Source organism: Rhizobium sp. Leaf453 (genome assembly GCF_001425605.1).
Taxonomy (GTDB): Bacteria; Pseudomonadota; Alphaproteobacteria; order Rhizobiales; family Rhizobiaceae; genus Pararhizobium.
In genome coordinates, this window is the sequence record NZ_LMRG01000004.1 from 40,731 (window position 1) to 63,920 (window position 23,190).

Below are 23,190 nucleotides of genomic sequence, written 5' to 3' on the forward strand. Positions count from 1 at the left end.
CAAATCCGCCGTTCTTGCACTTGCAAACGGCCGTGGTCATAGTGACGGCCAGTCGAGGATTTGAAAATGCCCACCCTGTTCCGGTTCCTGTTCATCTGCGCCCTCATCGTCGGGGTGATCTATGGAACCATGGTGGCACTGGTGACGTTCGTCGATCCGGTCGAGCGTGACGTCACCATCCGCATCCCCTCCGAGCGGGTCAACAAGACGCCATGATCGACCTTTCCGCCGCCCACATGGAATCCTTCCTGGAGATGATGAGCGCCGAACGCGGCGCGGCCAACAACACGCTCTTATCGTACGAACGCGACCTGGAAGACGCCTATTCGTTCCTCAAGCAGCGCGGCATCAAGCCGACCGAGGCAGGCTCCGACGATCTGCGCGCTTATCTCGCCCATCTGGCGCAACAGGGTTTCAAGGCATCCTCGCAGGCCCGCCGCCTTTCGGCGCTCAGGCAATTCTACAAGTTCCTCTATGCTGAAGGCCTGCGCACGGACGATCCGACCGGCATTCTCGATGCTCCGAAAAAGGCGCGGACGCTGCCGAAAATCCTGAGTATCGACGATGTGTCGAAGCTGATCGGCCAGGCGGAGCAGGAAGCGGCGGCAGGCGGCGACGATCCTGTAGCGCGGCTGCGCATGCATGCGCTGATCGAGCTTCTTTATGCAACGGGCATGCGCGTGAGCGAACTCGTCTCGCTGCCCGCTTCCGTGCTTGCCCAGAACGGACGCTTCCTCGTCATCAAGGGCAAGGGAAACAAGGAGCGGCTGGTGCCTTTGTCGCATGCGGCGGTCCGGGCGATGCAGGCCTATGGCGAGGCGATGGCGCGCGACAATGCGGCCCGGAAGACACCGCCCACCGAAAGCCCCTGGCTGTTTCCATCCGTCGGCAAGGCCGGCTACCTTCCGCGCCAGGTCTTTGCCCGCGATCTCAAGTCGCTCGCCGCCCGTGCGGGCATTCGCGTGGCGGCAATCTCTCCGCATGTGCTGCGCCATGCCTTTGCCAGCCACCTTCTGGCGAATGGAGCGGACCTGCGCGCGGTGCAGGAACTTCTCGGACATTCGGACATTTCAACGACACAAATCTATACCCATGTACTGGAAGAGCGGCTGCATCAGTTGGTCCAAAACCACCACCCTCTTGCCAAACAGGCGAAAAAACAGGATTAGGAGCGCCAGAACCCTTCGCGTAGACTTGGATCACCCTGTCCGCGGACACTGGCGCAATATGATCGGAAACGCATCACATGCACAATTATCTCGATTTCGAAAAACCCATCTCCGATCTCGAAGGCAAGATTCATGAGCTGAAGAAAATTGCCAGCGAAGACGAGAGCATCGACACCGCTGACGAGGTCGAGCGCCTGGAAGTGCGCGCCCGCGAGGCGATGGCCGAAATCTATTCCAAGCTGAATCCCTGGCAGAAGACGCAGGTCGCGCGCCATCCGCAGCGTCCGCATTTCCAGGAATATGCCGCGAGCCTGTTCACGGAATTCACCCCGCTTGCCGGCGACCGCAAGTTTGCCAATGACGAAGCGATTCAGGCCGGTCTCGCCCGCTTCCGCGGCACGCCGGTCGCCGTCATCGGCCAGGAAAAGGGCAACGACACCAAGTCGCGCATCAAGCACAATTTCGGCAGCGCTCGTCCGGAAGGTTATCGCAAGGCTATCCGCGTCATGGAAATGGCCGATCGCTTCGGCCTGCCCCTGATCACGCTGATAGATACGGCCGGCGCCTATCCGGGTATCGGCGCGGAAGAACGCGGCCAGGCGGAAGCCATCGCCCGCTCGACGGAAATGTGCCTCAACATGAAGGTTCCGATCGTGTCCGTCGTCATCGGCGAAGGCGGCTCGGGCGGCGCGATCGCCATTGCCACCGGCAGCCGCGTCTACATGCTGGAGCACGCGATCTACAGCGTCATCTCGCCGGAAGGCGCGGCATCCATCCTCTGGCGCGACTCGACACGTGCCAAGGAAGCCGCGACCAACATGAAGATCACCGCCGAAGACCTGAAATCCCTCGGAATCATCGACGGCATCATCGCCGAACCGGTCGGCGGCGCCCATCGTGACCCGGATGCGGTCATCGAGAAGACCGGAACCGTGATTGCAGATGCGCTGAAGGAGCTTTCCGGCCGCACGGGCGAACAGCTGCGTTCCGATCGCCGGCAGAAATATCTGAGCATAGGCCGTCAGCTTTAATCAAATTTCATGGATTCGGCGGGCTGGACGCGGCAAACTCGGCTTGGCGTCCAACCTTGGCCATATTCCTGCGCTCTGGAACGATTGGGGCAAGGCGGCTCTGCAAGGTTAATATTTTGTGAAGTATAAGGACGTATTGATTCCGGTGCTCCGCCTTCAGGAATCGAAGCGTCTGATTGTATTCATAATGGGCTTTCGCTGATGCGTCTGAAAAACCTTGTCGTTACCGCTGCCGTCGCCGCCCTGCTTGCAGGCTGCACGAACGAGACGCTCGATACCTTCGACAAGGCCGAGGTCAACATCAAGAGCGTCAAGAACAAGACGACTTACGAGCTTTCCGGTCGCATCGTTGCGAACATGCAGTCGGCGAACATGCCGAAGACCTCGCCGATCATGATCCGCATCTTCAAGGAAGAAGGTGCGCTCGAAATCTGGAAGGCAGACGCCACCAATCGCTTTGCCAAGCTGCGCGAATACAAGATCTGCGCCTGGTCCGGCAAGCTTGGCCCGAAGGTGAAGGAAGGCGACCGGCAGGCGCCGGAAGGCTTCTATCCAATCAATCCCGGGCAGATGAACCCGAATTCCAGCTACTATCTCGCCATCAACACAGGCTTCCCGAACCGCTATGACGCGGCCAATGGCCGTCACGGTACGAACCTGATGATCCACGGCGCCTGCTCGTCGTCCGGCTGCTATTCGATGACCGACGAGCAGATGCAGGAAATCTTTGCCCTGGCGCGCGACGCTTACAAGGGTGGCCAGCAGTCGATCCAGTTGCAGGCCCTGCCCTTCCGCATGACGGCCGAGAACATGGCGCGTCACAAGAACAGCCCGCATATCGAATTCTGGAAGATGCTGAAGACCGGCTACGACCAGTTCGAAATCACCAAGCGGCCGCCGGAAGTCAACATCTGCGAGAAGAAGTATGTCTTCAACCAGCAGACCGACGGCAAGTTCAGCCCCGGCGGACAATGCCCCGCCATGTCAACGCCATCGACGATGCAGGTTGCTCTGGCGAACTACAACAAGAAATATGACGACGATTACACCAAAGCGCTGAAGAAGTACGAGGGTATGGTGTGGTATGAGCCGAGCGAAGGCGAGCGCAAGGCAATCGTCGCCAAGGATCGCGTCGGCAAGGAACTCGCCTACGCGCCGACCGGCCGTTCCATCGACGCCGGCAAACTGATGAAGGCCGAGGATCTCGCGAAACTCGAAGCCCGTCGCGCTGAACTGGCCGAAGCCAAGAAGGCGATCGAACTGCAGACCGCGGAACTCGAAAAGAGCACGCGCGGCGGAAAGAGCATTCCGGTTCCGGCGCAGAACCCGCTGCCACGCCCGGTCGAGCAGGCCTCGACCGAAGAATTGACCACGACGAAGACCGGCTTCTGGAGCCTGTTCGCCAAGAATGGTTCGCAAGCCCAGCGACTCGAGCCCGCAACTCCATCGGAGCTGAGCCCCACAGGCCAAAATGCTGCCGGAGCGGTTGCCCAGACACCGGAGAATGCCGCCAAGACCAAGGCCGCAGCCACGGAAACAGCCGCCGTGAAACCCTCTGACGCGGCGGCACAGGATGCCGCAGCGCTCCAGCAGACACCTGTAGAACAGGCAGCACCCGCGAAAAAAGGCTTTTGGGGAAGCCTGTTTTCCAAGAGCGAGACATCGCAGACTGTGACGGCGGTTGCCACAGCGCCCGTGAACCCCGCCGCCGAGCAGCAGAATGCCGAGCAGAAGCCTGTCGCAAAGACCATGCAACAACAGCCGCAGGCAGCTGCTAAGGCCAAGACTGAAACAGCGGTAAAGCCGGCCGCTGCCGGGCAGGACACTGCGGCAACGGAAAGCTCCCCTGCGGAGCAAGTCGTTGCCGAGCAGCCGAAGAAGCGTCCCTTCTGGAAAATCTGGGGCAATTGATGCCCGACGAGACCAGCCTGATCTATGACCTCAAGGGGCTGAAATGCCCCTTGCCTGTGCTCCGGACGCGTAAGCGCATGCTCACGCTCGCGCCGGGTACGCTGATCACCGTCGAGACCACCGATCCCTTGGCTGTGATCGACATTCCGCATTTCTGCAATGAGGACGGCCACACGCTGGAACGGTCGGAAACCTTTACCGGCGGGCACCGCTTCGTCATCCGCCGGAAAGACTGAACCGTCTAATCGGCCTCGCCATCATCGGCCGCCAGATTGTGGTCGCGCCATGCATCCTTCGGAATCTCATCGCCTACCTGGAACGCAAATTGGGCGACACCGGCCAGATCCTGTCTGGCCTCGCAGGTGAAAGACACATTGTACCAATGTTGCTTGCTGCGGAACGCAGCACCGTCCGCCTCCACCCTGTTTCCCGCCTGTCTCGTCTCCGCCATTGCATAGGCAACCAGGAAGTCCGGCTTCAAGGTGGGCTTCCACGCATGGATCTGTTCCATCGCTTCGATATTGCAGAGTTGAACGATGCGTTCAGATACGACCAGCGTCTTCATTGCCTTCGCCGCCTTGGCGCTGCGCGGATCGGCAAGCACGGAAGCCGCCATCAAGTGCGTTGCGTGGATCATGCCGGCAGCCGTCGCACTAGCAGGCCGATCCGTTGTCAGCTTTATAAACTCGGGTGATTTTGTCTCGGGCTGGCGGTCGGATGGCAGGTCCGCGGATTTCAGTACCGGTGTCGCCGCTTGGAGCTCTTCGCGTACCGCATCGAATTCCTGTGGCGTCACGACATCAACAGTGACGCTGTTTTCCGGGGATAGCAACAGCGGTGGCGGCGCGACGACCAGCAACAGCGCCAGTCCAAGCAGGACATGAACGACGAGGGACGCACCCAAGCTCCAGCGCGAGTTGGGCTCTCCCGGATGCACCGGCCTGATGCCGATCCCCTCACCCGCTGCGAAAGCCATCTCCGCCCCTGTTTCCGTCGGCTACATCCTGAGGCCCGGCACGGCCAGCGGATTGTCCTCCAGCGCCTGCCGGTCCGGCCGGTCAATGCGTGGCTTGCCGGTGAAGGCGTCGAACAGGTCACGCACGAAGGCTTCCGGCAGGTCCTTGGTGATCAGCACCATGCGCGTGCGGCGATCGGCGGGGTCCGGCCAGACCGCCATGCGCTGCGGTGCGTGAAAAACGGTTTGCACCCCGTGCAGGATCAGCGGCCTGTCAGGATTATCCGACATGGACACGATAGCCTTCATCCTGAGCAGCTTCTCGCCATGGGCCGAGCGCAGCAGGTCGATGAACATTTCCAGTGCCATCGGATCGATCGGCCGGTCATGGACAATGCTGAAGGACCGGATGTCTGCGCCATGGCGGTTGGCGTCGTGATGATGACGATGGTGGTGGTCATCATGTCCATGATGATCGTGGTCGTGATCATAATGCTCGTGACCGCAATCGTGGTCGTGGTGATGATCCGCATGGTCGTGATCAGCCACCGCCTCGTCCTGCAGCCAGCGGCCGACATCGGCGATCTTGGTGGCGGGATCATAGAGGCCGCAATGGAAGAGTTCGGCCTTGCCGGCTTCCGGAAGATCACCATCGATCATCGGCGCGCGGGGATTGAGGTCTCGCAAGCGCGCCTTGAGATTGATGACGGCATCCGGCGTCGCCAGCGACAGCTTGCTGATCACCAGCCGGTCGGCCATGGCGACCTGCTTGACGGCTTCCTCATGATGATCGAGCGTCGACAGTCCGTTGACCGCATCGACGACGGTGACCACGCCATCGAGCCGATAACTCTGGGCGATGATGGGATTTCCCATGACCGACTGCAGCACGGGGGCCGGATCGGCAAGACCGGTGGTTTCGATGACGACGCGCTTCAGCGGCTTGATCTTGCCTGTCTGCATCCGGTCCATCAAGTCGGCCAGCGTATCGACGAGTTCGCCGCGCACGGTGCAGCAGAGGCAGCCGTCCGATAGCTCGATGATGCCGTCACTGGAGGCCTCGACCAAAAGATGATCGAGCGAGACATCGCCGAATTCGTTGATGATCACGGCGGTATCGGTAAGGTCCGGATCCTTCAGCAGCCGATTGAGAAGCGAGGTCTTTCCAGCACCGAGGAAGCCGGTGAGGATCGAAACCGGCACGGCATTGAGAACAAGGCTCATGGATTATCCGATCGGATTATGCGGGGATTTTAGAAAACGGGGCGCGGTGTCGGGATCGGCACATCAGCGACTTCGCCCTGCACCTGACCATCGCCGCCCTTGCCCTTGACGGCGCCGGGGATAAGGCCCGCGGCAACAAGATTCAGCGGCCGGTTGATCTCGTGGATATAGGGCGACTGGAGCTTTTGGCGGCCGACTTCATCCCGGTTTTCCGCACGAATCTTGGCCGCCTTCGGATTGCAGATTTCCTTGCTGACATCCATGACGACCTCGCGCCCCTCGCCATAGGGCGCGATCTGGCCGAGGCCGGGCTTGCCGCCGCCGCTCGACGTCAGGCCAAGCTGCAGCAGACGGGCCGATTCATCCGCGCGACCGCCAAGGCTATCGGCACCGAGAACGATCGATACGACGCTGCGGCCGCCACGGGTGGCCGAGGAAACCTGGTTGAAGCCGGAGGCGCAGATGAAGCCCGTCTTCATGCCATCGGCGCCATCGAAGCGGCCGATCAGCATGTTGAGATTGGGGTAATTCTTCTTGCCGGTGGTAAAGCCCTCATAGGCGAAATAGGGCGCGTATTGTGGAAATTCGCGCTTGATGGTGATCGCCAGAACGGCCAGGTCGCGGGCCGTCGTATACTGGCCGGGACCGGGCAGGCCGTTCGGATTGATGAAATGCGAGGACGACATGCCGATGCGGCGGGCCTCGGCATTCATCTGTGCGACGAAGGCCGGTTCGGAGCCCGAAACAGTCTCGCCGATCGCGACTGCAATATCGTTGGCCGACTTGATCAGCATCATCTTCAGTGCGCTGTCGAGCGTCAGCGCCTGACCAGGCTTGTAGAACATCTTGCTCGGCGGTTCGCCGGCCGCGTTCTTCGACATCACCACCGGCGATTCCAGCGTCAACTGGCCGGATTTCAGCGCCCGGAACGTCGTGTAAGCGGTCATCAGCTTGGTGAGCGAGGCCGGATACCATTTCTGATAGATTTCCTGCTGCTCGAAAACCTTGAGCGAATTGACATCGACAACCAGTTTCGGGTTGGCAGCGGCCGGCAGCACGGCGGCCAGAAGCGACACACCCGCACCTGCCAGAACAGCCAACAGCTTCGCCTTGCCGGCCATACGATTTCCAGTTGTCACCACAATCAAACCTCGAAATTTCGGGAATTGCCTCGTATCGTCCGGCTATTTAACCTATATGGCGAGGTGATGGCAAAGACCATTCTTACAGGTCGATGCCAAAAATCCCGTACCCCATGCCCGCAATGGACCGACAGGAACGAACGATGCCCATCTTGAACCGCGCAGCCGAACTTCAAAACGAAGTGACCGAATGGCGCCGCCATATCCACACGAACCCGGAACTGCTGTTCGCCGTCGAAAATACGGCAGCTTTCGTCGAAAAGAAACTGCGGGAATTCGGCGTTGACGAAATCGTGACGGGCCTGGGTCGTACCGGCGTCGTCGGGCTGATCAAGGGCAATCTCGGCGAAGGCCGCACGATCGGCCTGCGCGCCGACATGGACGCCCTGCCGATGACCGAAACCAGCGGCAAGCCTTGGGCCTCGAAGACATCAGGCAAGATGCATGCCTGTGGCCATGACGGCCACACCGCCATGCTACTCGGCGCAGCAAAATATCTTTCGGAAACCCGTAATTTCAAAGGCGCGGTGGCGGTGATCTTCCAGCCGGCCGAAGAAGGCGGTGGCGGCGGCAATGAGATGGTCAGGGACGGCATGATGGAGCGCTTCACCATCGCCGAAGTCTACGGCATGCACAACATGCCGGGCATGCCGCTCGGCCAGTTCGGCACGCGCCCCGGCCCGATCATGGCCTCGACCGACGAATTCAACATCACCATCGATGGCCGCGGCGGTCATGCGGCCCAGCCGCACAAGACGGTGGACCCGATCGTCATCGGCTCGCAGATCGTCAATGCGCTGCAGACCATCGCCTCGCGCACCGTCGACCCGCTGGCCTCCGTCGTCGTGTCGGTGACGAAGTTCAATGCCGGCTTTGCCCATAACATCATTCCGGAACAGGCCGTACTCGCCGGCACCGTGCGCACGCTGATGCCGGAAGTGCGCGATCTTGCCGAACAGCGCATCAAGCAGATCGCCGAGAGCCTTGCCTCCGCCTATGGCGCCAAGGTCAAGGTCCATTACGGCCGCAACTATCCGGTGACCGTCAATCACCGTCAGGAAACGGTCTATGCGCTGGAGGCGGCCGCCGAGATTGCCGGCAAGAACCAGGTTTCGGGCGAACTCGACCCGATGATGGGCGGCGAGGACTTTTCCTACATGCTGCTCGCCCGTCCCGGCGCCTTCATCTTCATCGGCAACGGCGATTCCGCCGGCCTGCACAACCCGGCCTATGACTTCAACGACGAGGCGATCCCGCATGGCATTTCCTACTGGGTGAAGCTCGCCGAAACGCGCTTGGCCGCCTGATCGCGCAGACCGACTGAAAACATGAGGATCGCGCCATGCACGAGATAGACAAGATCGACCGGCGGATCCTCAACATTCTCCAGGCCGATGGCCGGATCACCAATCTGGAACTGGCCGACCGCATCGGCCTTTCGCCAACCGCGACCAGCGAACGGCTGCGCCGGCTTTTGAAAGAAGGCTACGTCTCCGGCTTCGGTGCGCGGCTCGATCCCCACAAGCTGGGCTTCGGTCTGCTCGTCTTCATCGAGGTTATGCTCGACAAGACGACGGCCGAGGTCTTCGACAAGTTCGCTGCCGCCATCAAGCAGGCGCCGGCCGTGCTCGAATGCCATATGGTGGCCGGCGGTTTCGATTATCTCGTCAAGACCCGCTTCGAGGACATGGCCGCCTATCGCAACTTCCTCGGCCACGTGCTGTGGACGCTGCCCGGCGTCAAGGAAACCCGGACCTATGCGGTGATGGAAGAGATCAAAAACGACGGTCCGCTGCCGTTGATCTGACCGCCGGAAATGCTGACGCACCAAAATTGGGCTATATATTCAATGGTCCTTTAAAACCTCCCGGATTCCGCTTAGGCTGCGACCGCAGCTCGAAGATCGAGCTTTTGGGGAGGGGTTGAATGCGGAAATTCATCATCGCTGCCGCGCTTTCGCTCGCGGCCATCTCGACAGCAAGCGCTCAGACCGTCAATGCCGGGAACTATACGCTTGAAGGCACGAACCTGGATGGATCACCGTACAAGGGTACGGTGCAGATCACGCTGGCGAGCGATACGACCTGCGTCATCGAATGGAATACGGGCGGCTCGAAATCATCCGGTGTCTGCATGCTGAACGGCGATGCCTTCGCGGCCTCCTACATTCTCGGCAATGCCATCGGCCTTGTTGTCTACAAGGTGAACGGCGATGGCACGCTGGATGGCAAATGGACCATTACCGGCAAGAATGGCTCTGGCACGGAAGTGCTGACGGAAGCCAACTGATCCTTTCCGGATCAGTTTGATGGAACAGCTCCACAGCGATACCCTCCCCCGGTTTCCCGAGGGAGGGCCATTGGTCTTTTGGCTTACAGCGTCGCCATATCGATGACGAAGCGATAGCGGACGTCGCTCTTGAGGACGCGTTCATAGGCTTCGTTGACCTGGTCCATGCGGATCAGCTCGATTTCCGAGACGATGTTGTGCTTGCCGCAGAAATCCAGCATTTCCTGGGTTTCCTTGATCGAGCCGATCATCGAACCAGAAATGTTCTTGCGGCCCGGGACCAGCGAGAAGGCATGGACTGGCACGGCATTTTCCGGGATACCGAGCAGGACCAGTGTGCCATCGACCTTGAGCAGGCCGAGATAGGCATTCCAGTCGATCTCGGCCGAGACTGTGCACAGGATCAGGTCGAATGTGCCGGCGAGCGTCTTGAATGTTTCCGCGTCGCTGGTGGCGTAGTAGTGATCGGCACCGAGCTTAAGGCCGTCTTCCTTCTTCGACAGCGACTGGCTGAGCACGGTGACATCGGCACCCATCGCATGGGCAAGCTTGACGCCCATATGGCCGAGACCGCCCATGCCGACGATGGCGACTTTCTTGCCGGGGACGGCCTTCCAGTGCATCAGGGGCGAATAGAGCGTGATGCCGGCGCAGAGCAGCGGCGCGGAGGCATCGAGCGGCAGGTTTTCAGGGATCGACAGGGCATAGCCTTCCTTGACGACGATGCTGTCGGAATAGCCGCCATAGGTCGGGGTCACGCCGTCCGCCTCATAGGCATTGTATGTGCCGATCAGGCCAGGCATGTAATGCTCGAGGTCGAGATCGCGGGTGGCGCATTTGGTGCAGCTGTTGACGAAGCATCCGACGCCGGCACGATCGCCGACCTTGAACTTCGTCACCTTGGAGCCGACAGCCGTCACGATGCCGGCGATCTCGTGGCCCGGCACCATCGGGTAAATCGAGTTACCCCACTCATTGCGGGCCTGATGAATGTCGGAATGGCAGATGCCGGAAAACTTGATGTCGATGACGATATCGTCTTCATTGGGTTCACGCCGCTCGAAACTGAAGGGTTGAAGCGGTTTCGACGCATCCGTCGCCGCATATCCTCTTGCCAGGGCCATGGGTCACTCCTTTAATTCTGTGAAACGGGGTTTGACGGGAAGCACGATTGGCTTCGCCCCGAGCGCACTATGCAATGGTCCCGAAAAAGGCGTTAGAGCAATCCTGCAAGATTTTTGTACAATCCTGCAAATGGGATAAATTGCATTTTGCAAAGCAGCATCCGATACCTAACTCCGGAACCGCAAGACAAATTCTAAATGACTGGAAAGGCTTCCGATTATGACAAATTCAAGAACCTATCGCAGTCAGGAACTGGTCGATCTCATTGCCCGTTACGCCACGGAGGATGGCGATCACCCAACGGATATACCAAGCTTGAGTGTCCACCGGCGGTCAGCCATCGGCATGAAGGCCTGCGGAGCCTACAAGCCCAGCCTGGCGCTGATTGCACAGGGGGCGAAACAGGTGGTACTGGGCAATGATGTGCTGCGGTACAGCGGGACGGATTATCTTCTGACCTCGATCGACCTGCCGGTTACCACCCAGATCGTCGAGGCCTCGGAGGAAAAGCCCTATCTCAGCATCACCTTCCAGATCGACACGAACCGGATCGCCGGCATGCTGGACCATGTGCCCGCTGGCAACAGCACGCCGTCGGCACGCGGCATGGCGGTCAGCACAGTGACGCCCGAACTAGAGGACAGCGCGATCCGGCTGCTGCGCCTGTTGGAACGGCCGAACGATATTCCAGCACTTCTGCCGCTGATCGAGCAGGAAATGATCTATCGCCTGCTGACCGGGCCGCAGAGCGGGCGCCTGCGCCAGATGGCCGTTACCGAGAGCCAATCGCACCAGATCAGCCGCGCCTGCGTCTGGCTGAAGGAACATTATGCGATGCCGCTGAAGATCGAGGAACTGGCAAACCGGGTGAGCATGAGCGTCTCCTCGCTGCATCATCATTTCAAGGCGATTACCGCCATGAGCCCGATGCAGTACCAGAAACAGTTGCGGCTGCAGGAAGCGCGGCGGCTGATGCTGGAGGACATGCTTGATGCAGGCTCGGCCGGTCATCAGGTGGGTTATGAAAGCCAATCGCAGTTCAGCCGCGAATATGCCCGCCAATTCGGCGAGCCGCCACTGCGTGATGTCGCCCGCGCCCGCCGCAGCCTGATGGATCGGCTCACCGGTGGAATGGAGATTCTGAGCGAAGGCTGACGGTCGGGACAAGCATCGACTGCGCGAAATCCCCTGCTTTCCCGAGCAAAAGGCATCGCTAATCCTCGGGATCGACGGTGAACCGTTCTTTGGCGATAAGCGCCGGGGAACGGGGAGAATCACCACCATGATGCCAGTGACGGTCAAAATGAGTTCATGGCGGCAGGGACAGTTGCTGCGTGAGCCCACATTGCTGACAGCGGTCGGCTTGCGGGAAACATTGCTCAAGGCACTCGATTACGACGAAGCGCGCGTGAATTTCGTTTGCCGGCAGGTGGAGGAAACCGGACGCTACGAACTCGGCGGCATACGCGGGGACCTCACCACGATGATTGAGAAGATCCTGCATTCCTGAGCAGAAAAACGGCGCAGTCATCGATTGATTCAGATGAAACCGTCCCGGGATCGCTCGGATCGTTCAAATTTTAAGGTTTTTCACGACCGCAACTTAACCGGAAGCCGGTATCCTCCCTGCAATTCATGGGAGGATCGCATGACGCGAAACCGTTCGAGAAATGCCTATTCAGCCTTCGCGGAAGATCACCGCGAACTCGGAGCCCCCAAGCGCCCCTTTTCGCCGACCCTGCGCTTCAAAGCACTGGCCATCGCTGCTGCCCTTGGCCTGATGTTCTGGGGCACGGTGATCTATCTCGTAGTCACCTGACACCATCCACGCCCAAAAGAAAAAGCCAAAATCTCGGCGAGAGATCTTGGCTTTTTAGACCGACGCGTATGGGGGCAATAGCGTCGGTGCGATCGAAGCGCTGAGGGGGCTTTCGCTTCGATACAAAATAAATGCGCGAGCGACGACTTGGTTCCCATTATTTTACCGGCGGCTTGCCTTTTGCCAGCATGAGAAGATCAAGCTCGATCGAGGATGGGCCGAAACGCTCGTGCAACGTCTTAGCCTCCTCGTCCGCCAGCCCGTACTTTTCCTGGAATTGCTCAAGCGTATAGGGGTCGCCGCGTTTCTGTCGTGGTTTCAGCCGGATTTCCGTCATTGAGATCACCAGTAGCGTCGGCGGGGCGGTTCGGGCTGCGAGGCCGCGCCGAGCAGATAGCCGATCCCGACACCGATGGCCGTAGCGAGAAGCAGCACGCTGCCGGTTGCAGCCGGGTGTTCCCGCGCCGATTGGGCAATCGCGCTTCCTTCCGCCTTGGCGACCTCCGCGGCGCGTCTGGCGGCCGGGGTTGCGGCATCGACCACATTGGCCGCGCTATGGCGTACATCCGAAAAGGCCTGCGCCCCCTGCGCCGTGACGATCTTCGTCAGCCGCGAAACTTCGGCGCGTAGAGATTCGATATCCTTGCTGGTCGTGGCGTCAGCCATGTCGGTTCTCCTTTGTTGGTTGCAATGCAACGCACAAAGGGCCGAAGATGTTCCCGAAGACAGGAGGGTGGCCTACGTCTCGTGTTTGGGAAACCACCGCCGGTAAAGCCACACCGAAATCGTGAGAACCACCAGCGCAGCCGGCCAGAAATCCGTCATCTGGTCCCACGACCAACGCCACATCAGATAGGCATCCAGATGCGGCGGCGGCATGTGGACGCTGATCTCGTAGTCCCGCTTTTCTCTGCCGTGGAAATGCCCGCCTGCGAAGGCCAAACCGATCAGAACGGCCACGCGTCGCTCGTAAAACGCCATGGCCGCGACGCCGACGATACCGGCCATGACGAGCGCTTCCACGATATGGCCGAGCCAGTCGAATTGAATCATCATCTGCATTTTCTTGTACGATTCCGTGCGGGATTGCGTGGTCGATGCGAGGTAGGCCGCCACGCTCGTCGCATTTTCCGTCGCGTGCAATCCTTCTTTGGGCAATACCGGCATTTGGCTGTGGCGGCAGCGCCGCGAGATGCCTTGATCCGCTGCGCAATCCATGCCTCTATTCGACAAAACAGGCACGGGGGATATGTCGTGACGGCAGAACGGGTAACGAGCACTTTGCGCAAGAACTCCAACCGGGTCGGCCCCGGTTATCCGCAAGTCGTTGTGCTGGTCGGCGCAACCGGCGATCTTTCCCGGCGCAAACTGCTGCCCGGCCTGTTTCACCTCATCAATGCCGGTTTCATCCCGGGTTGCCGGATCGTTGGCGTCTCGCTCGACGATATCAATGTCGATGCCTTTCGCACCATCGCCCGCGAATCGCTCGACACGTTCCTCACCCGCAAGTTCACCAAGGCCGAGTGGGAGGCCTTTTCCGAGTCGCTCGATTACGTCTCGCTTTCCGCCGGCGCGGGCGCACTGAAGGAAGCCGTTGCGAAGGCCGAGGAAGCGCTCGGGCCGGAGACGCGGCGTGTGCATTATCTCTCCGTGCCGCCGAAGGCAGCCCTTCCGGCCGTCCAGCTTCTCTCGGAGGCCGGGCTGGTCGAACGCTGCCGCATCATCATGGAAAAACCGTTCGGCACCGACCTTGCGAGCGCCGTCGAGCTGAACCGGAAACTGCACGAGGTCTTCGAAGAGAAGCAGATTTTCCGCATCGACCATTTCCTCGGCAAGGAACCGGCGCAGAACATCCTTGCCTTCCGCTTCGCCAACGGCCTGTTCGAACCAATCTGGAACCGCAATTTCATCGATCACGTGCAGATCGACGTACCGGAAACGCTCGGACTTTCCACCCGTGCCGCCTTCTACGAAACGACCGGCGCCTATCGCGACATGGTGGTGACCCACCTCTTCCAGATCCTCGCCTTTATGGCGATGGAGCCGCCGACCGCACTGGAACCGGCACCTATCTCGGAGGAGAAGAACAAGGTGTTCCGCTCCATGCTGCCGATTGAGCCGCGCGACGTCGTGCGCGGCCAGTATGTCGGCTACCGCAAGGAGCCGGGCGTCGATCCGGAAAGCGATACCGACACCTTCATCGCGCTCAAATGCGCCATCGACAACTGGCGCTGGGCGGGCGTACCCTTCTTCCTGCGGACGGGCAAGCGCCTCGCCGAAGGTCAGCGCATCATCTCGATCGCCTTCCGCGAGCCGCCAAAATCGATGTTCCCGGCAGGCTCCGGCGTCGGCGCGCAAGGGCCGGACCACCTCACCTTCGATCTTGCCGATGCCTCAAAGGTTTCGCTGTCCTTCTACGGCAAGCGCCCCGGCCCCGGCTTCCGGCTCGACAAGCTATCGCTGCAATTCGCCATGAGCGAAACCGGCCTGATCGGCGAAGTGCTGGAAGCCTACGAGCGCCTGATCCTCGACGCCATGCGCGGCGACCACACGCTGTTCACCTCCGCCGAAGGCATCGAGCGGCTCTGGGAGGTCTCCCAACCCCTCCTCGAAAACCCGCCGCCGGTGCGGCTCTACGATCAAGGCAGCTGGGGTCCGAAGTCGATCCACCAGCTGATTGCGCCACATGCCTGGCGTCTGCCGTTCGAGCGGGCCTGGCGGGATTCGTCGAAGGGGTGATGGGAGGACTGCAAACGCCGCCCCTCCTGGCGAATGGCGTCCGGAGATAGGGGCAATGAAGCGAAAATATTCCCTGCTGCTTCTCGTTCCCTTCACAGCCTCTGTGATTATTTCGTAGGCTTCATTGCGCCACCACAGACAAGAACGCCGGCCGATCAGATATGGCAGTTCTTAAGCTTTGTCATTGTTATGCTACTCGCCACGTTGAACCTGGGGAATTTTCTTTCCATCGCGATGTACATGAAGAATACAAAGCAAACAGCGCCGGAAACTAACGATAGAATAATGAAAAACTTCCGGTATATACTCTGGGACGAATTGAAATAGACAGAGACGGCGATCGTGTCATCGCATTGTCTCCCACTGTCCGGAGGAGCAGCTATGGCGCTGATGTATGGCGACGACATGCCGAGAAACGGCATCAAATTTCCCGCAACGTGGACGGTAACGGGACCGCTGCCGACGGGAACGGTCTATGCAAGTCAGCTGACGCAAGGGGACATTACCCTGACCGGTTCGTTCAGTTATACGGTCGATCAGGTCACTGGCGAAGTCAAAAATCTCCAAGGCACAGTCACCGGTGTTTCGGCACGCTTTCCCCATTATATCTCCAGCGACGAAGGCACTGAAATTGAGGGCTATACCCGCTATCAAATCGTTGATATCTCCAGACCTATCAGCACCTTTACCGGGAACCTCTCATCGGCCGACATCGCGGAATTGCTATTCAGCGGAAATGACACCATCGTCTACGTCAAGAATTTCTGGGACGACGCAATCGGTTTCCGCCTTCTGGGCTACGGTGGCAACGACACATTGGTGGGCTCGGATGACAGCGAGATTCTTGACGGTGGCACCGGTCAGGACACCATGGTGGGAGGCGACGGCGCGGACCGATATATCGTCGACAACATTGCCGATATCGTCGTGGAGAAGCTGAGTAGCAACGGGGACACGATCGAGAGTTCGGTCTCCTACGTACTTCCTGCTTACGTTAGCTATCTCGAACTGGTTGGAAGCGCGGATCTCAATGGTACGGGAAACTCGGAAGACAACAGGCTGACGGGAAATATCGGCAACAACATTCTCGATGGACGGGAAGGCGCCGACAAGATGACTGGCGGTGCCGGGAACGACACCTACTACGTCGATAACGTTTCGGATCAGGTGATCGAGGGAAGCAACGGGGGCGTTGACCACGTCATCTCATCGATCAACATAACGATTGCGACGAATATCGAAAACGTCACCCTGGTTGGCGCAGCTTCTCGTGCATACGGCAACGCCCTCGCAAATCATCTCATCGGCAATGACAAGAACAACTATTTCAACGGGGGGGCGGGCGCAGATATCATGGCCGCCGGCAAAGGCGATGACTTTTATTTCGTCGACAACATCGGCGACAAGGTCATCGAAACCGCATCCAATGGCCTGGATCGTATCGAATCTCGCGTGAGCTTTTCCCTTGCGGGGATCCATGTCGAGCAGCTTACGCTTTCTGGCCCGGCGAACATCAATGGCACGGGCAACTCCCTCGACAATGTGTTGACGGGCAGTTCAGCCAGAAACGTTCTCGATGGCGGCGCCGGCAACGACAAGCTGCAGGGCGGCAAAGGACCCGACAAGCTTTTCGGCGGCAGCGGTGCCGACCATTTCATCTTTTCCGCTGTGACCGACTCGACGGTATCCACGACCTTTCAGGACACGATCATGGATTTCTCGCACACGCAGGGCGACCGGATCGATCTCAGCCCGATGGACGCGAATGCGCTGCTCCTGCTGAACCAGTCCTTCAAGTTCATCGGCACGGCTGCCTATAGCGAAAAGGCGGGTCAACTCCGTTACGGCGTGAGCGGCAACGAGACCGTCATCTCCGGGGATGTTGACGGCGATGGCGCTTCCGACTTCAGGATCACGCTGGACCGCGCCATTGCCCTCGTCGCCTCGGATTTTATCCTGTAGGCCAACGACCGGTAAAAGCGATCGGCGACTCGCATCGCGGTGTGCCGATCGCCGAATGTCCGGTTTTCATGGCGATTCACGATTACCCTGCCGTCGCCACGATAGGCGATGGGCGCTTTATGCTTTGGACGGATAGGTCTGGGACGGAGGACATAACGCACGGCTCGTCAATCAAGGCGTTGTCACCCATGTCTCAGGGACAACCTGTTACCTATGTCTCACGTATGGAAAATTGGAAAAATGGTAGCGGGAGACCGAAGTGGTCAGGACAGCCGACACCATGAACCGAACATGATCAGCTTGGGCACATGGCAAGTCGCCATGGTCCGGGCAGTCAAAAAATACATTGAAAATCAATTACCTCCGGCTCCTGTGAACGATCAGCGGGCCGGTGCTCCGATGTTGCCAGATCGAGTGCAGGGCCGATAACTGAACGGAAGCGTTTCAGTTGACTTCTATGGCACCTCTAGGCACTTTTGCCGCGATCCAACATACTCCCAGGTTTCCGATGGAAGAGCTCAAGCGCGTACTAAGCAGGGAAGAACTGCATGCGTTAGTCTGGAGCACTCCAATCCTGAAACTAGCGGAAAGATTTGGCATATCCGATAGAGGGCTGGGAAAGATATGCGCTAAACACCTGGTGCCGACGCCGCCTCGAGGATACTGGGCAAAGATAGAAGCCGGTCAGCCGGCCAAGAAAACCCCTCTTAGAAAAGTCGCCAATCCCAGCCTGCACACTATCCATATCGGTTCTTCTACCGCACGCCTAAGTGATACTGTGCGTGTGGCACTGGCCGCCGCGAAGTCGGAAAATGTCGCGAAAAAAAGGGAAGAGAAGCGTAGTCCGGTCAATGGTCAGACGACATTTCAGAGCCCTGGAGATAATCCCCATCCTTCGATAGCGGCAGCCGCTAAAATGTTGCGCAAAGCGAAGCCCGATAGCGAGGGTCTCGTCTCAGCGCACGGCGTCACCGTTCACGAGCGAAGCAGAGAACGCGTTGTAGCGATTCTTCACAACCTTGCGCTCACCGCTACTGCGAAAAGCGCTAAGGTCGAAGTAAGAAACGAAAGTTTGCACCTCATATCTGAAATGGGCTCATCCAAATTCACCTTAACTGAGGAAAAGCGTCGCCAGAAACATATCCCAACAGCCGAAGAGCAAGCCGAGTATGAACGCTTACTTGCCAAACGAAAAAAGAACAGCAGGATAGGCGAATGGTTTTTCGACCGTCTAGAGCCTTGGCCCGAATTTGATATCGTCTATACTGGCAAACTAACTCTCACCATTGCACTCTGGGTTAACGGTTTACGGCAAAGCTGGTCCGACGGAAAACTTCAAAGGATCGAAACGATCCTGGATGCGTTCATCGACAACCTTGACGTTATACTTGCCGCTCGTGCCGAGAATGCTCGTATCCACGAAGAAGCCGAACGGCGGCGGGAAGAGCTGCGCCGACGGCGTGAGCTCGCAACATTGAGAACCGAGAGAGAAGAGAATCGCTTGAAATTTCTTCGCTGGGTGGCTGACACGCGCATCGAAATTGACGAGCTAAGGAAGACGATCAAGGCTGCAACTGGCGATGAGATTTACCTAGAAGAAAACAAGCGGATGATCACTTGGGCACAAAAGCGACTTGGTGATCTCGAGGCACTGACAACGTCCGCAAGCATTCAGGCCGAAATACGCCGCCAAAATTTATTTCCGGATCCGGACGACCTATTTGACCCTGAAGGTGATCCCCCGCCGAAACAGAACTATTGGGACGACTAAATGGATGATGCTTCTGCCCGTTTGCCCTACTGGCCCGCTGCGCTAAACCATAAGATGGCTGCTGCATATTGCGGCCTCTCGCCTGATAGTTTTAAAAAACTTTGCCCAGTTCACCCTATCCAGTTTGCGGCTCGGCCGGTAGAACATCGATATCTTCGCCATCGGCTGGACGAATGGTTGAGCTCAATCGAGGCGGACGCCAGTCCGTCGCTGGTCGCGGTCTCTCGCCTCGAGGAAGATAAGCGCCCCTTCACTCCGAAGCGCCTTGCGGAACGGTGGCTATGCTCTGAGCGTCATGTCCGAAACATGATCAAGAGAGGCGACATTCGCGCATTCCAGTGGGGCGGGCAACTTGTCCGTGTCGCCTGGGATGAGATCGAAAGGTTCGAGCGGTCGGGAGGCGTTAGTAGGTAAAGCGGTAATTGCCGACCTCCTATTTTATTCTCCATTTCGCGAGCACGACGCCAGGAAACCCCAAATGATTAGAAAAGGGCTGATCAAAACGTCAGAATTGACGCGCCTTGCCAAGCTGGCAAGGTCGGAAAATGTCACCGTCGAAATCGAGCGCGACGGGGTCAAGATTCGGGTAATGCCGTTCGATGGTAATTTTTGCGCTGCTGAACCGACTTTCCAAAAAAGCGGTAACGGTGAGCACGAATGGTGGACTCGTAAAAACGAGAGTAAAAGTGGCAAGACTTTCGACCCTGATGCCATCGTCAAGCGGCATTATGACAGCATCGGATATGATCCGAAATCTATGAGCGATAAAGACTACGAGCGGCTGTATAAAATCGCAGACGCGAAGCGGATTGCCGAGATCCCGTTGGAGAAGCTCCTCAAGGCCGAAAAGAAAGCGCTGTTGCAGCTTCGTGAATACGGACTTGGCGTGCTGGTACCTTGGCAAGACGTGAAGGGGTGCGGTCCAAGCACCGAGGAGCGTTTGCACGCTCGAGATTTCATCGAAATTCGGATGCAAGAGGAGTTTCCCGATCGGGTCGGGGCGTATCTTCTCACCGAAGCCGGGCTTAAGGCTGTAGAAGCTTTCGATCACACTGAAGTACAGACGTTGTTATCCGCCATATCATCGAAACGCGGGAAAATTGGTCGATCATGACCGCAACAACCGATTTCATCGCCGAACTGGTGCGAGCCGCCAACTCGCTTGGCCAAGTCTCCCTGTTCGAGCGACGCCGGCTTCTAGAGCGGGCAATCCACACCATCCGGGACATGCGCGATATCATCGGCATACCGAGCAGCGGTACCGACGCTGATGCTTTGTTGGACCTGGCGGAGATATGCAGCTCGATTCATCGACGCACCGATGCGGAGGCTCAGAAGGCATTGCTGGAAGCGGCGGGAATGATCCGGGACCTGCGCGTCATTGTGGACTCAAAGGTCTCGATTATGATCGGTGAAATCAGAGGCCCGGAAGAGCGCACTCCGTGAACGCGCGATGGCGCCGCTGTCTAGCGGCGGTGGAAATTAAATGAGAGCCGTTGCCAGCGCACCTCTGTGGTGTAGGAGACTGCCTTTTGCTCTTCAGCGTGGGTGAGGATCGTACGGCTCCCGGCCCATCGCCTTGGCTACCTTCCGCCAGTCTCGCCCACCCATGCCTGGTATTCGCAGGCATTCCTCGCTTGATAGGTGCGCCATGTCGACAGCGGTTTCGTATCCGCGTTGGTTCAACTCCATAAGCAGCCAAGGCTTCAGTCGCAATTCTGACAGACGTGTTTCCATGCCGACACGAAACACGGCAGACAAGATTCGGTCAACTAACAGAAATGTCAGTGAACGGTTTCCGATTTGATGGTTTCGCAGATTTGCCGATCTACTCTGTTGCCCTCCGGCAAAACTTCCCTATGATTCAACGCATCTGACTTGCAGACCACGGATGTACTGGCTGCGGATCGCAGGAAGGCTGGGTTTTCACCCGGCCTTTTTCTTTTCTGTCTACGCGACGAATATCCGTCTCCCTGCTCGTCAGCGATCTGATTGACAGCACACGAACTTCCCTATGGTTATAGGTGCTCAGGCACCAATTCCGAGGATTGACCATGACTGAAGCGCCAGCGTTTATGACGCCCGAGGAGTTTGCGAGCCATTTCGGCTGGTCGCCTAGACACGTGAGAGAGTTTGCGCGCAAGATTGGAGCTTGCCGGATAATCGGCAGAAAAATGGTCCTCCTTCAGACAGATATTGATGCAATCTTGGAAGCCAGTAAGCCAGAGCCTGCACGTTCACCGGCCGGACGGGCTAAATTCCAATCCCCAAAAGATGATTATCAGCAGCTCTTGCTGTTAAGAGCTCGTCTGGCGCTTGAAAAGTCAAAAGCAAGTAAGCGAAAACCTCGCTCTTGACTCCCAACCAGACGAGAACATAATAAGAACTTCCGCGGCGTTGCGGCCGCCATCTCGACAATCAAACCACTGAGCGACCGGCGCCCGCCGTCGGCGAGGAGAAGTCATGTTCGCAAGAAAGCAGTCGACAAAAGCCGCAGATGTAGACCTTCGGTTCGTGTCAGATGCCTACTGGACTCCGCCGGGGCCTGCCGCGCTGATCGAAGTCCCTCCGGCGATGTTCATGTACGCGGCGCCAACAATTTCCAGAATGGAGGTGTTCGCCTCCGCAGTGTTCGAGAAGACTGCAGCGGCTCCCATGGGCGAGTTCTTCTTTCTGGTTGACCGAGAGGGTAACCGGACGCTTGCTGCCTACAGCCACATGGATGAGTGCTCCGTGCCCATGTGGGTGGATAGCATCGACTTGATCGTGGTCGCACGAGAATTGAGAGATCAATGCCGGCGCGATTGCTGGGCCACGGAGGCTTACTCATGATCGACGTGGCGATGGAGGTCCAACAGCCGATCAGCGCGCCGAGGGCTGATGAGGAGCGCGTCTGTGTCCATCCTGGTTGCGTCCAGTGGGGCTGCTTCGGCCTCGAGCGTGCGCGCAATGGGCCGCGCTTCTGGTGCAAGGAACATCTGCCCGATGATTATTGGGCTCCTGCACCAGTCAACTGATGCCCAGCTACGAGGAAACGAAGGCGGCCATCGTAAAACTCATGGCCACGTTTGGAACAGAGCCGCGAAGCCTGTATGATATCGGCGTTCCGCTTGTCGGTCGCGGCTTTGAGCAAGACCCGATCGTAAATGCACTCTTTGATCTCGCACATGAGGGCGTGATTGAATTCATACCAGGGAATGCGCTGCGAGTGCTGAAATTGCCCGCCCCGCAGAACTGACGCGTGGGGCGGCGTGCGAGATCATCGCTTCAGCCGCTCACGTCTGCGGCGGGGATTGTGCCAGATTTCGGGGGTCTCCAGCCGAGGCGCATCGGTTGACCCAGCCGGAAGCGATGTGACACGATCATCGCTGGAGGAGCCGATGAACAATCCAACTTTCACCAAGAAGGACCTCGAATTCATCCAGCGGATATTCAATAGTCGCTGCCAGATGCTACAACTCGATCCGTCTAGCCCCGAAGCCCAGCAAATTGCCAGCCAGATATTCGAGCTCTATGGTCAGGGCGTAAAACAGGAGCACGAAATCATCGCGCGGATGATCCTCCCTTTAAAATAGTCGCGTTAGGGTGGGAGCGGTTGTATCTGCCTGCCCTCACCCGCGATGAAATCTGAGGAACCATGAGCGCTTTGCGACAGGCAGCGAAGAGGCGCGTGTGGCTGCTGATAAGAAGTAGACCAAGGCGCTACGGGCGGCGTGGCTGCAGCGTGAACAAGATGCGCGCCAGGTTCTAGGCTAAAGGCCAGCCCCTGATACGGCAGTAATCCTCGGCTGCCGCCTTTGCGTGTTGCTGGCTTGGCCAAGGACCGTCTACCGTCACGACTTTGTCGCGGTATTCGATCAAAATCGCCTTCGAAACAACGTCATAAATGATCGTGGCCGAGTGCTCTGCCATGTTCGGCTCCTCCATTCCGACATACCTACACTAGCACGACAGACACCGACGAGCAGTTCCCAGCGTCACACACGGTGAACAGTCGTGTTGGTTCCGTCCGAGTTTGGGCTTCGAACTCGCGGGTGTTGAAGCCGCGTCCGG

General features: G+C 58.5%; 29 protein-coding genes and 1 pseudogene. 21 read left to right on the forward strand and 9 right to left on the reverse strand.

Annotated features, from left to right (window positions below; all coding sequences use genetic code 11):
* The first annotated feature begins 66 nt into the window (after positions 1–66).
* The 5 genes and pseudogenes from ASG68_RS31835 to ASG68_RS06875 all read left to right on the forward strand — a co-directional run bounded on the left by ASG68_RS31835 (position 67) and on the right by ASG68_RS06875 (position 4,347).
* Positions 67–216: a hypothetical protein gene (locus tag ASG68_RS31835; protein WP_112408269.1), complete on the forward strand. Its 150-nt coding sequence runs from the start codon at positions 67–69 to the stop codon at positions 214–216.
* Entirely contained in the window at positions 213–1,169 is a 957-nt protein-coding gene (gene xerD / locus ASG68_RS06860; protein WP_062578553.1) for a site-specific tyrosine recombinase XerD, read from the forward strand. Before ASG68_RS31835 ends, xerD begins: the two co-directional genes overlap by 4 nt.
* Positions 1,170–1,246: 77 nt before the next feature.
* Positions 1,247–2,200 (forward strand): acetyl-CoA carboxylase carboxyltransferase subunit alpha, encoded by a 954-nt coding sequence (locus ASG68_RS06865; RefSeq protein ID WP_062578550.1) that lies wholly within the window; start codon positions 1,247–1,249, stop codon positions 2,198–2,200.
* Positions 2,201–2,401: 201 nt separating this feature from the next.
* A pseudogene (locus ASG68_RS32170) lies at positions 2,402–3,835 on the forward strand (L,D-transpeptidase family protein); the annotation flags it as partial.
* 275 nt (positions 3,836–4,110) lie between these two features.
* Positions 4,111–4,347, forward strand: coding sequence for a sulfurtransferase TusA family protein (locus ASG68_RS06875; RefSeq protein WP_062578545.1), 237 nt, complete (start codon positions 4,111–4,113; stop codon positions 4,345–4,347).
* Between the two features lie 5 nt (positions 4,348–4,352).
* Here the strand turns inward: ASG68_RS06875 and ASG68_RS32175 are convergent, their stop codons facing one another.
* Genes ASG68_RS32175 through ASG68_RS06890 form a run of 3 tightly spaced genes read right to left on the reverse strand, consistent with a single transcriptional unit; the run spans position 4,353 to position 7,411 of the window.
* Positions 4,353–5,087 (reverse strand): DUF930 domain-containing protein, encoded by a 735-nt coding sequence (locus ASG68_RS32175; RefSeq protein ID WP_244484126.1) that lies wholly within the window; start codon positions 5,085–5,087, stop codon positions 4,353–4,355.
* Positions 5,088–5,108: 21 nt separating this feature from the next.
* Positions 5,109–6,290 carry a CobW family GTP-binding protein gene (locus tag ASG68_RS06885; RefSeq protein ID WP_062578543.1) on the reverse strand — a complete coding sequence of 394 codons (1,182 nt, stop codon included), beginning with the start codon at positions 6,288–6,290 and terminating at the stop codon, positions 5,109–5,111.
* Positions 6,291–6,319: 29 nt separating this feature from the next.
* Positions 6,320–7,411, reverse strand: a complete 1,092-nt coding sequence (locus tag ASG68_RS06890; protein ID WP_062578541.1) for a D-alanyl-D-alanine carboxypeptidase family protein — start codon at positions 7,409–7,411, stop codon at positions 6,320–6,322.
* Between the two features lie 164 nt (positions 7,412–7,575).
* Here ASG68_RS06890 and ASG68_RS06895 point away from each other — a divergent pair, with 164 nt between their 5' ends.
* The 3 genes from ASG68_RS06895 to ASG68_RS06905 all read left to right on the forward strand — a co-directional run bounded on the left by ASG68_RS06895 (position 7,576) and on the right by ASG68_RS06905 (position 9,721).
* Positions 7,576–8,739, forward strand: coding sequence for a M20 aminoacylase family protein (locus tag ASG68_RS06895; protein ID WP_062609173.1), 1,164 nt, complete (start codon positions 7,576–7,578; stop codon positions 8,737–8,739).
* A 35-nt stretch (positions 8,740–8,774) separates the two neighbouring features.
* On the forward strand, positions 8,775–9,239 hold the full coding sequence (locus ASG68_RS06900; protein ID WP_062578537.1) for an Lrp/AsnC ligand binding domain-containing protein: 465 nt from the start codon (positions 8,775–8,777) through the stop codon (positions 9,237–9,239).
* A gap of 119 nt (positions 9,240–9,358) precedes the next feature.
* Positions 9,359–9,721, forward strand: a complete 363-nt coding sequence (locus tag ASG68_RS06905; protein ID WP_062602415.1) for a hypothetical protein — start codon at positions 9,359–9,361, stop codon at positions 9,719–9,721.
* A gap of 83 nt (positions 9,722–9,804) precedes the next feature.
* On the opposite strand, the gene ASG68_RS06910 is transcribed toward ASG68_RS06905, so the two are convergent.
* The gene (locus tag ASG68_RS06910) at positions 9,805–10,845 is read right to left on the reverse strand and encodes an NAD(P)-dependent alcohol dehydrogenase (RefSeq protein WP_062578534.1); all 1,041 of its coding nucleotides are present in this window, start codon (positions 10,843–10,845) and stop codon (positions 9,805–9,807) included.
* 220 nt (positions 10,846–11,065) lie between these two features.
* On the opposite strand from ASG68_RS06910, the gene ASG68_RS06915 reads away from it, so the two are divergent.
* The 3 genes from ASG68_RS06915 to ASG68_RS31160 all read left to right on the forward strand — a co-directional run bounded on the left by ASG68_RS06915 (position 11,066) and on the right by ASG68_RS31160 (position 12,665).
* Positions 11,066–12,001 (forward strand): AraC family transcriptional regulator, encoded by a 936-nt coding sequence (locus tag ASG68_RS06915; RefSeq protein WP_062609175.1) that lies wholly within the window; start codon positions 11,066–11,068, stop codon positions 11,999–12,001.
* A gap of 127 nt (positions 12,002–12,128) precedes the next feature.
* A complete protein-coding gene (locus ASG68_RS06920; RefSeq protein WP_062578530.1) occupies positions 12,129–12,356 on the forward strand; it encodes a hypothetical protein in 228 nt (75 codons plus the stop codon).
* A 138-nt stretch (positions 12,357–12,494) separates the two neighbouring features.
* Positions 12,495–12,665 carry a hypothetical protein gene (locus ASG68_RS31160; protein WP_156373696.1) on the forward strand — a complete coding sequence of 57 codons (171 nt, stop codon included), beginning with the start codon at positions 12,495–12,497 and terminating at the stop codon, positions 12,663–12,665.
* A 157-nt stretch (positions 12,666–12,822) separates the two neighbouring features.
* Here the strand turns inward: ASG68_RS31160 and ASG68_RS06925 are convergent, their stop codons facing one another.
* From ASG68_RS06925 to ASG68_RS06935, 3 genes are all read right to left on the reverse strand, one after another.
* A complete protein-coding gene (locus tag ASG68_RS06925) occupies positions 12,823–13,002 on the reverse strand; it encodes a hypothetical protein (RefSeq protein ID WP_062578529.1) in 180 nt (59 codons plus the stop codon).
* A gap of 5 nt (positions 13,003–13,007) precedes the next feature.
* A complete protein-coding gene (locus ASG68_RS06930; protein WP_062578527.1) occupies positions 13,008–13,331 on the reverse strand; it encodes a hypothetical protein in 324 nt (107 codons plus the stop codon).
* A 72-nt stretch (positions 13,332–13,403) separates the two neighbouring features.
* Entirely contained in the window at positions 13,404–13,727 is a 324-nt protein-coding gene (locus ASG68_RS06935; protein ID WP_062578632.1) for a hypothetical protein, read from the reverse strand.
* Positions 13,728–13,919: 192 nt separating this feature from the next.
* Between ASG68_RS06935 and zwf the strand changes: the two genes are divergently transcribed.
* The 5 genes from zwf to ASG68_RS06970 all read left to right on the forward strand — a co-directional run bounded on the left by zwf (position 13,920) and on the right by ASG68_RS06970 (position 20,583).
* Positions 13,920–15,404: a glucose-6-phosphate dehydrogenase gene (gene zwf, locus ASG68_RS06940; RefSeq protein ID WP_062578525.1), complete on the forward strand. Its 1,485-nt coding sequence runs from the start codon at positions 13,920–13,922 to the stop codon at positions 15,402–15,404.
* A gap of 381 nt (positions 15,405–15,785) precedes the next feature.
* On the forward strand, positions 15,786–17,366 hold the full coding sequence (locus tag ASG68_RS06950) for a calcium-binding protein (protein ID WP_062609177.1): 1,581 nt from the start codon (positions 15,786–15,788) through the stop codon (positions 17,364–17,366).
* A 508-nt stretch (positions 17,367–17,874) separates the two neighbouring features.
* Positions 17,875–19,137: a hypothetical protein gene (locus tag ASG68_RS06955; RefSeq protein ID WP_156384816.1), complete on the forward strand. Its 1,263-nt coding sequence runs from the start codon at positions 17,875–17,877 to the stop codon at positions 19,135–19,137.
* A gap of 478 nt (positions 19,138–19,615) precedes the next feature.
* Positions 19,616–20,251: a hypothetical protein gene (locus tag ASG68_RS06965; RefSeq protein WP_062578516.1), complete on the forward strand. Its 636-nt coding sequence runs from the start codon at positions 19,616–19,618 to the stop codon at positions 20,249–20,251.
* Entirely contained in the window at positions 20,248–20,583 is a 336-nt protein-coding gene (locus ASG68_RS06970; RefSeq protein WP_062578514.1) for a hypothetical protein, read from the forward strand. Before ASG68_RS06965 ends, ASG68_RS06970 begins: the two co-directional genes overlap by 4 nt.
* Before the next feature lie 93 nt (positions 20,584–20,676).
* Here the strand turns inward: ASG68_RS06970 and ASG68_RS32180 are convergent, their stop codons facing one another.
* On the reverse strand, positions 20,677–20,874 hold the full coding sequence (locus ASG68_RS32180) for a hypothetical protein (RefSeq protein WP_082478100.1): 198 nt from the start codon (positions 20,872–20,874) through the stop codon (positions 20,677–20,679).
* A 317-nt stretch (positions 20,875–21,191) separates the two neighbouring features.
* Here ASG68_RS32180 and ASG68_RS31165 point away from each other — a divergent pair, with 317 nt between their 5' ends.
* From ASG68_RS31165 to ASG68_RS06990, 5 genes are all read left to right on the forward strand, one after another.
* Positions 21,192–21,494 (forward strand): hypothetical protein, encoded by a 303-nt coding sequence (locus tag ASG68_RS31165; protein ID WP_156373698.1) that lies wholly within the window; start codon positions 21,192–21,194, stop codon positions 21,492–21,494.
* A 106-nt stretch (positions 21,495–21,600) separates the two neighbouring features.
* Positions 21,601–21,969 carry a hypothetical protein gene (locus tag ASG68_RS06975; RefSeq protein WP_062578512.1) on the forward strand — a complete coding sequence of 123 codons (369 nt, stop codon included), beginning with the start codon at positions 21,601–21,603 and terminating at the stop codon, positions 21,967–21,969.
* Positions 21,966–22,154: a hypothetical protein gene (locus ASG68_RS06980; protein WP_062578510.1), complete on the forward strand. Its 189-nt coding sequence runs from the start codon at positions 21,966–21,968 to the stop codon at positions 22,152–22,154. Before ASG68_RS06975 ends, ASG68_RS06980 begins: the two co-directional genes overlap by 4 nt.
* The gene (locus tag ASG68_RS06985; RefSeq protein ID WP_062578508.1) at positions 22,154–22,375 is read left to right on the forward strand and encodes a hypothetical protein; all 222 of its coding nucleotides are present in this window, start codon (positions 22,154–22,156) and stop codon (positions 22,373–22,375) included. The genes ASG68_RS06980 and ASG68_RS06985 overlap by 1 nt, the downstream gene beginning before the upstream one ends.
* A gap of 142 nt (positions 22,376–22,517) precedes the next feature.
* The gene (locus ASG68_RS06990) at positions 22,518–22,712 is read left to right on the forward strand and encodes a hypothetical protein (protein ID WP_062578506.1); all 195 of its coding nucleotides are present in this window, start codon (positions 22,518–22,520) and stop codon (positions 22,710–22,712) included.
* A 172-nt stretch (positions 22,713–22,884) separates the two neighbouring features.
* Here the strand turns inward: ASG68_RS06990 and ASG68_RS31170 are convergent, their stop codons facing one another.
* The gene (locus tag ASG68_RS31170; protein ID WP_156373699.1) at positions 22,885–23,049 is read right to left on the reverse strand and encodes a hypothetical protein; all 165 of its coding nucleotides are present in this window, start codon (positions 23,047–23,049) and stop codon (positions 22,885–22,887) included.
* Positions 23,050–23,190: the final 141 nt, after the last annotated feature.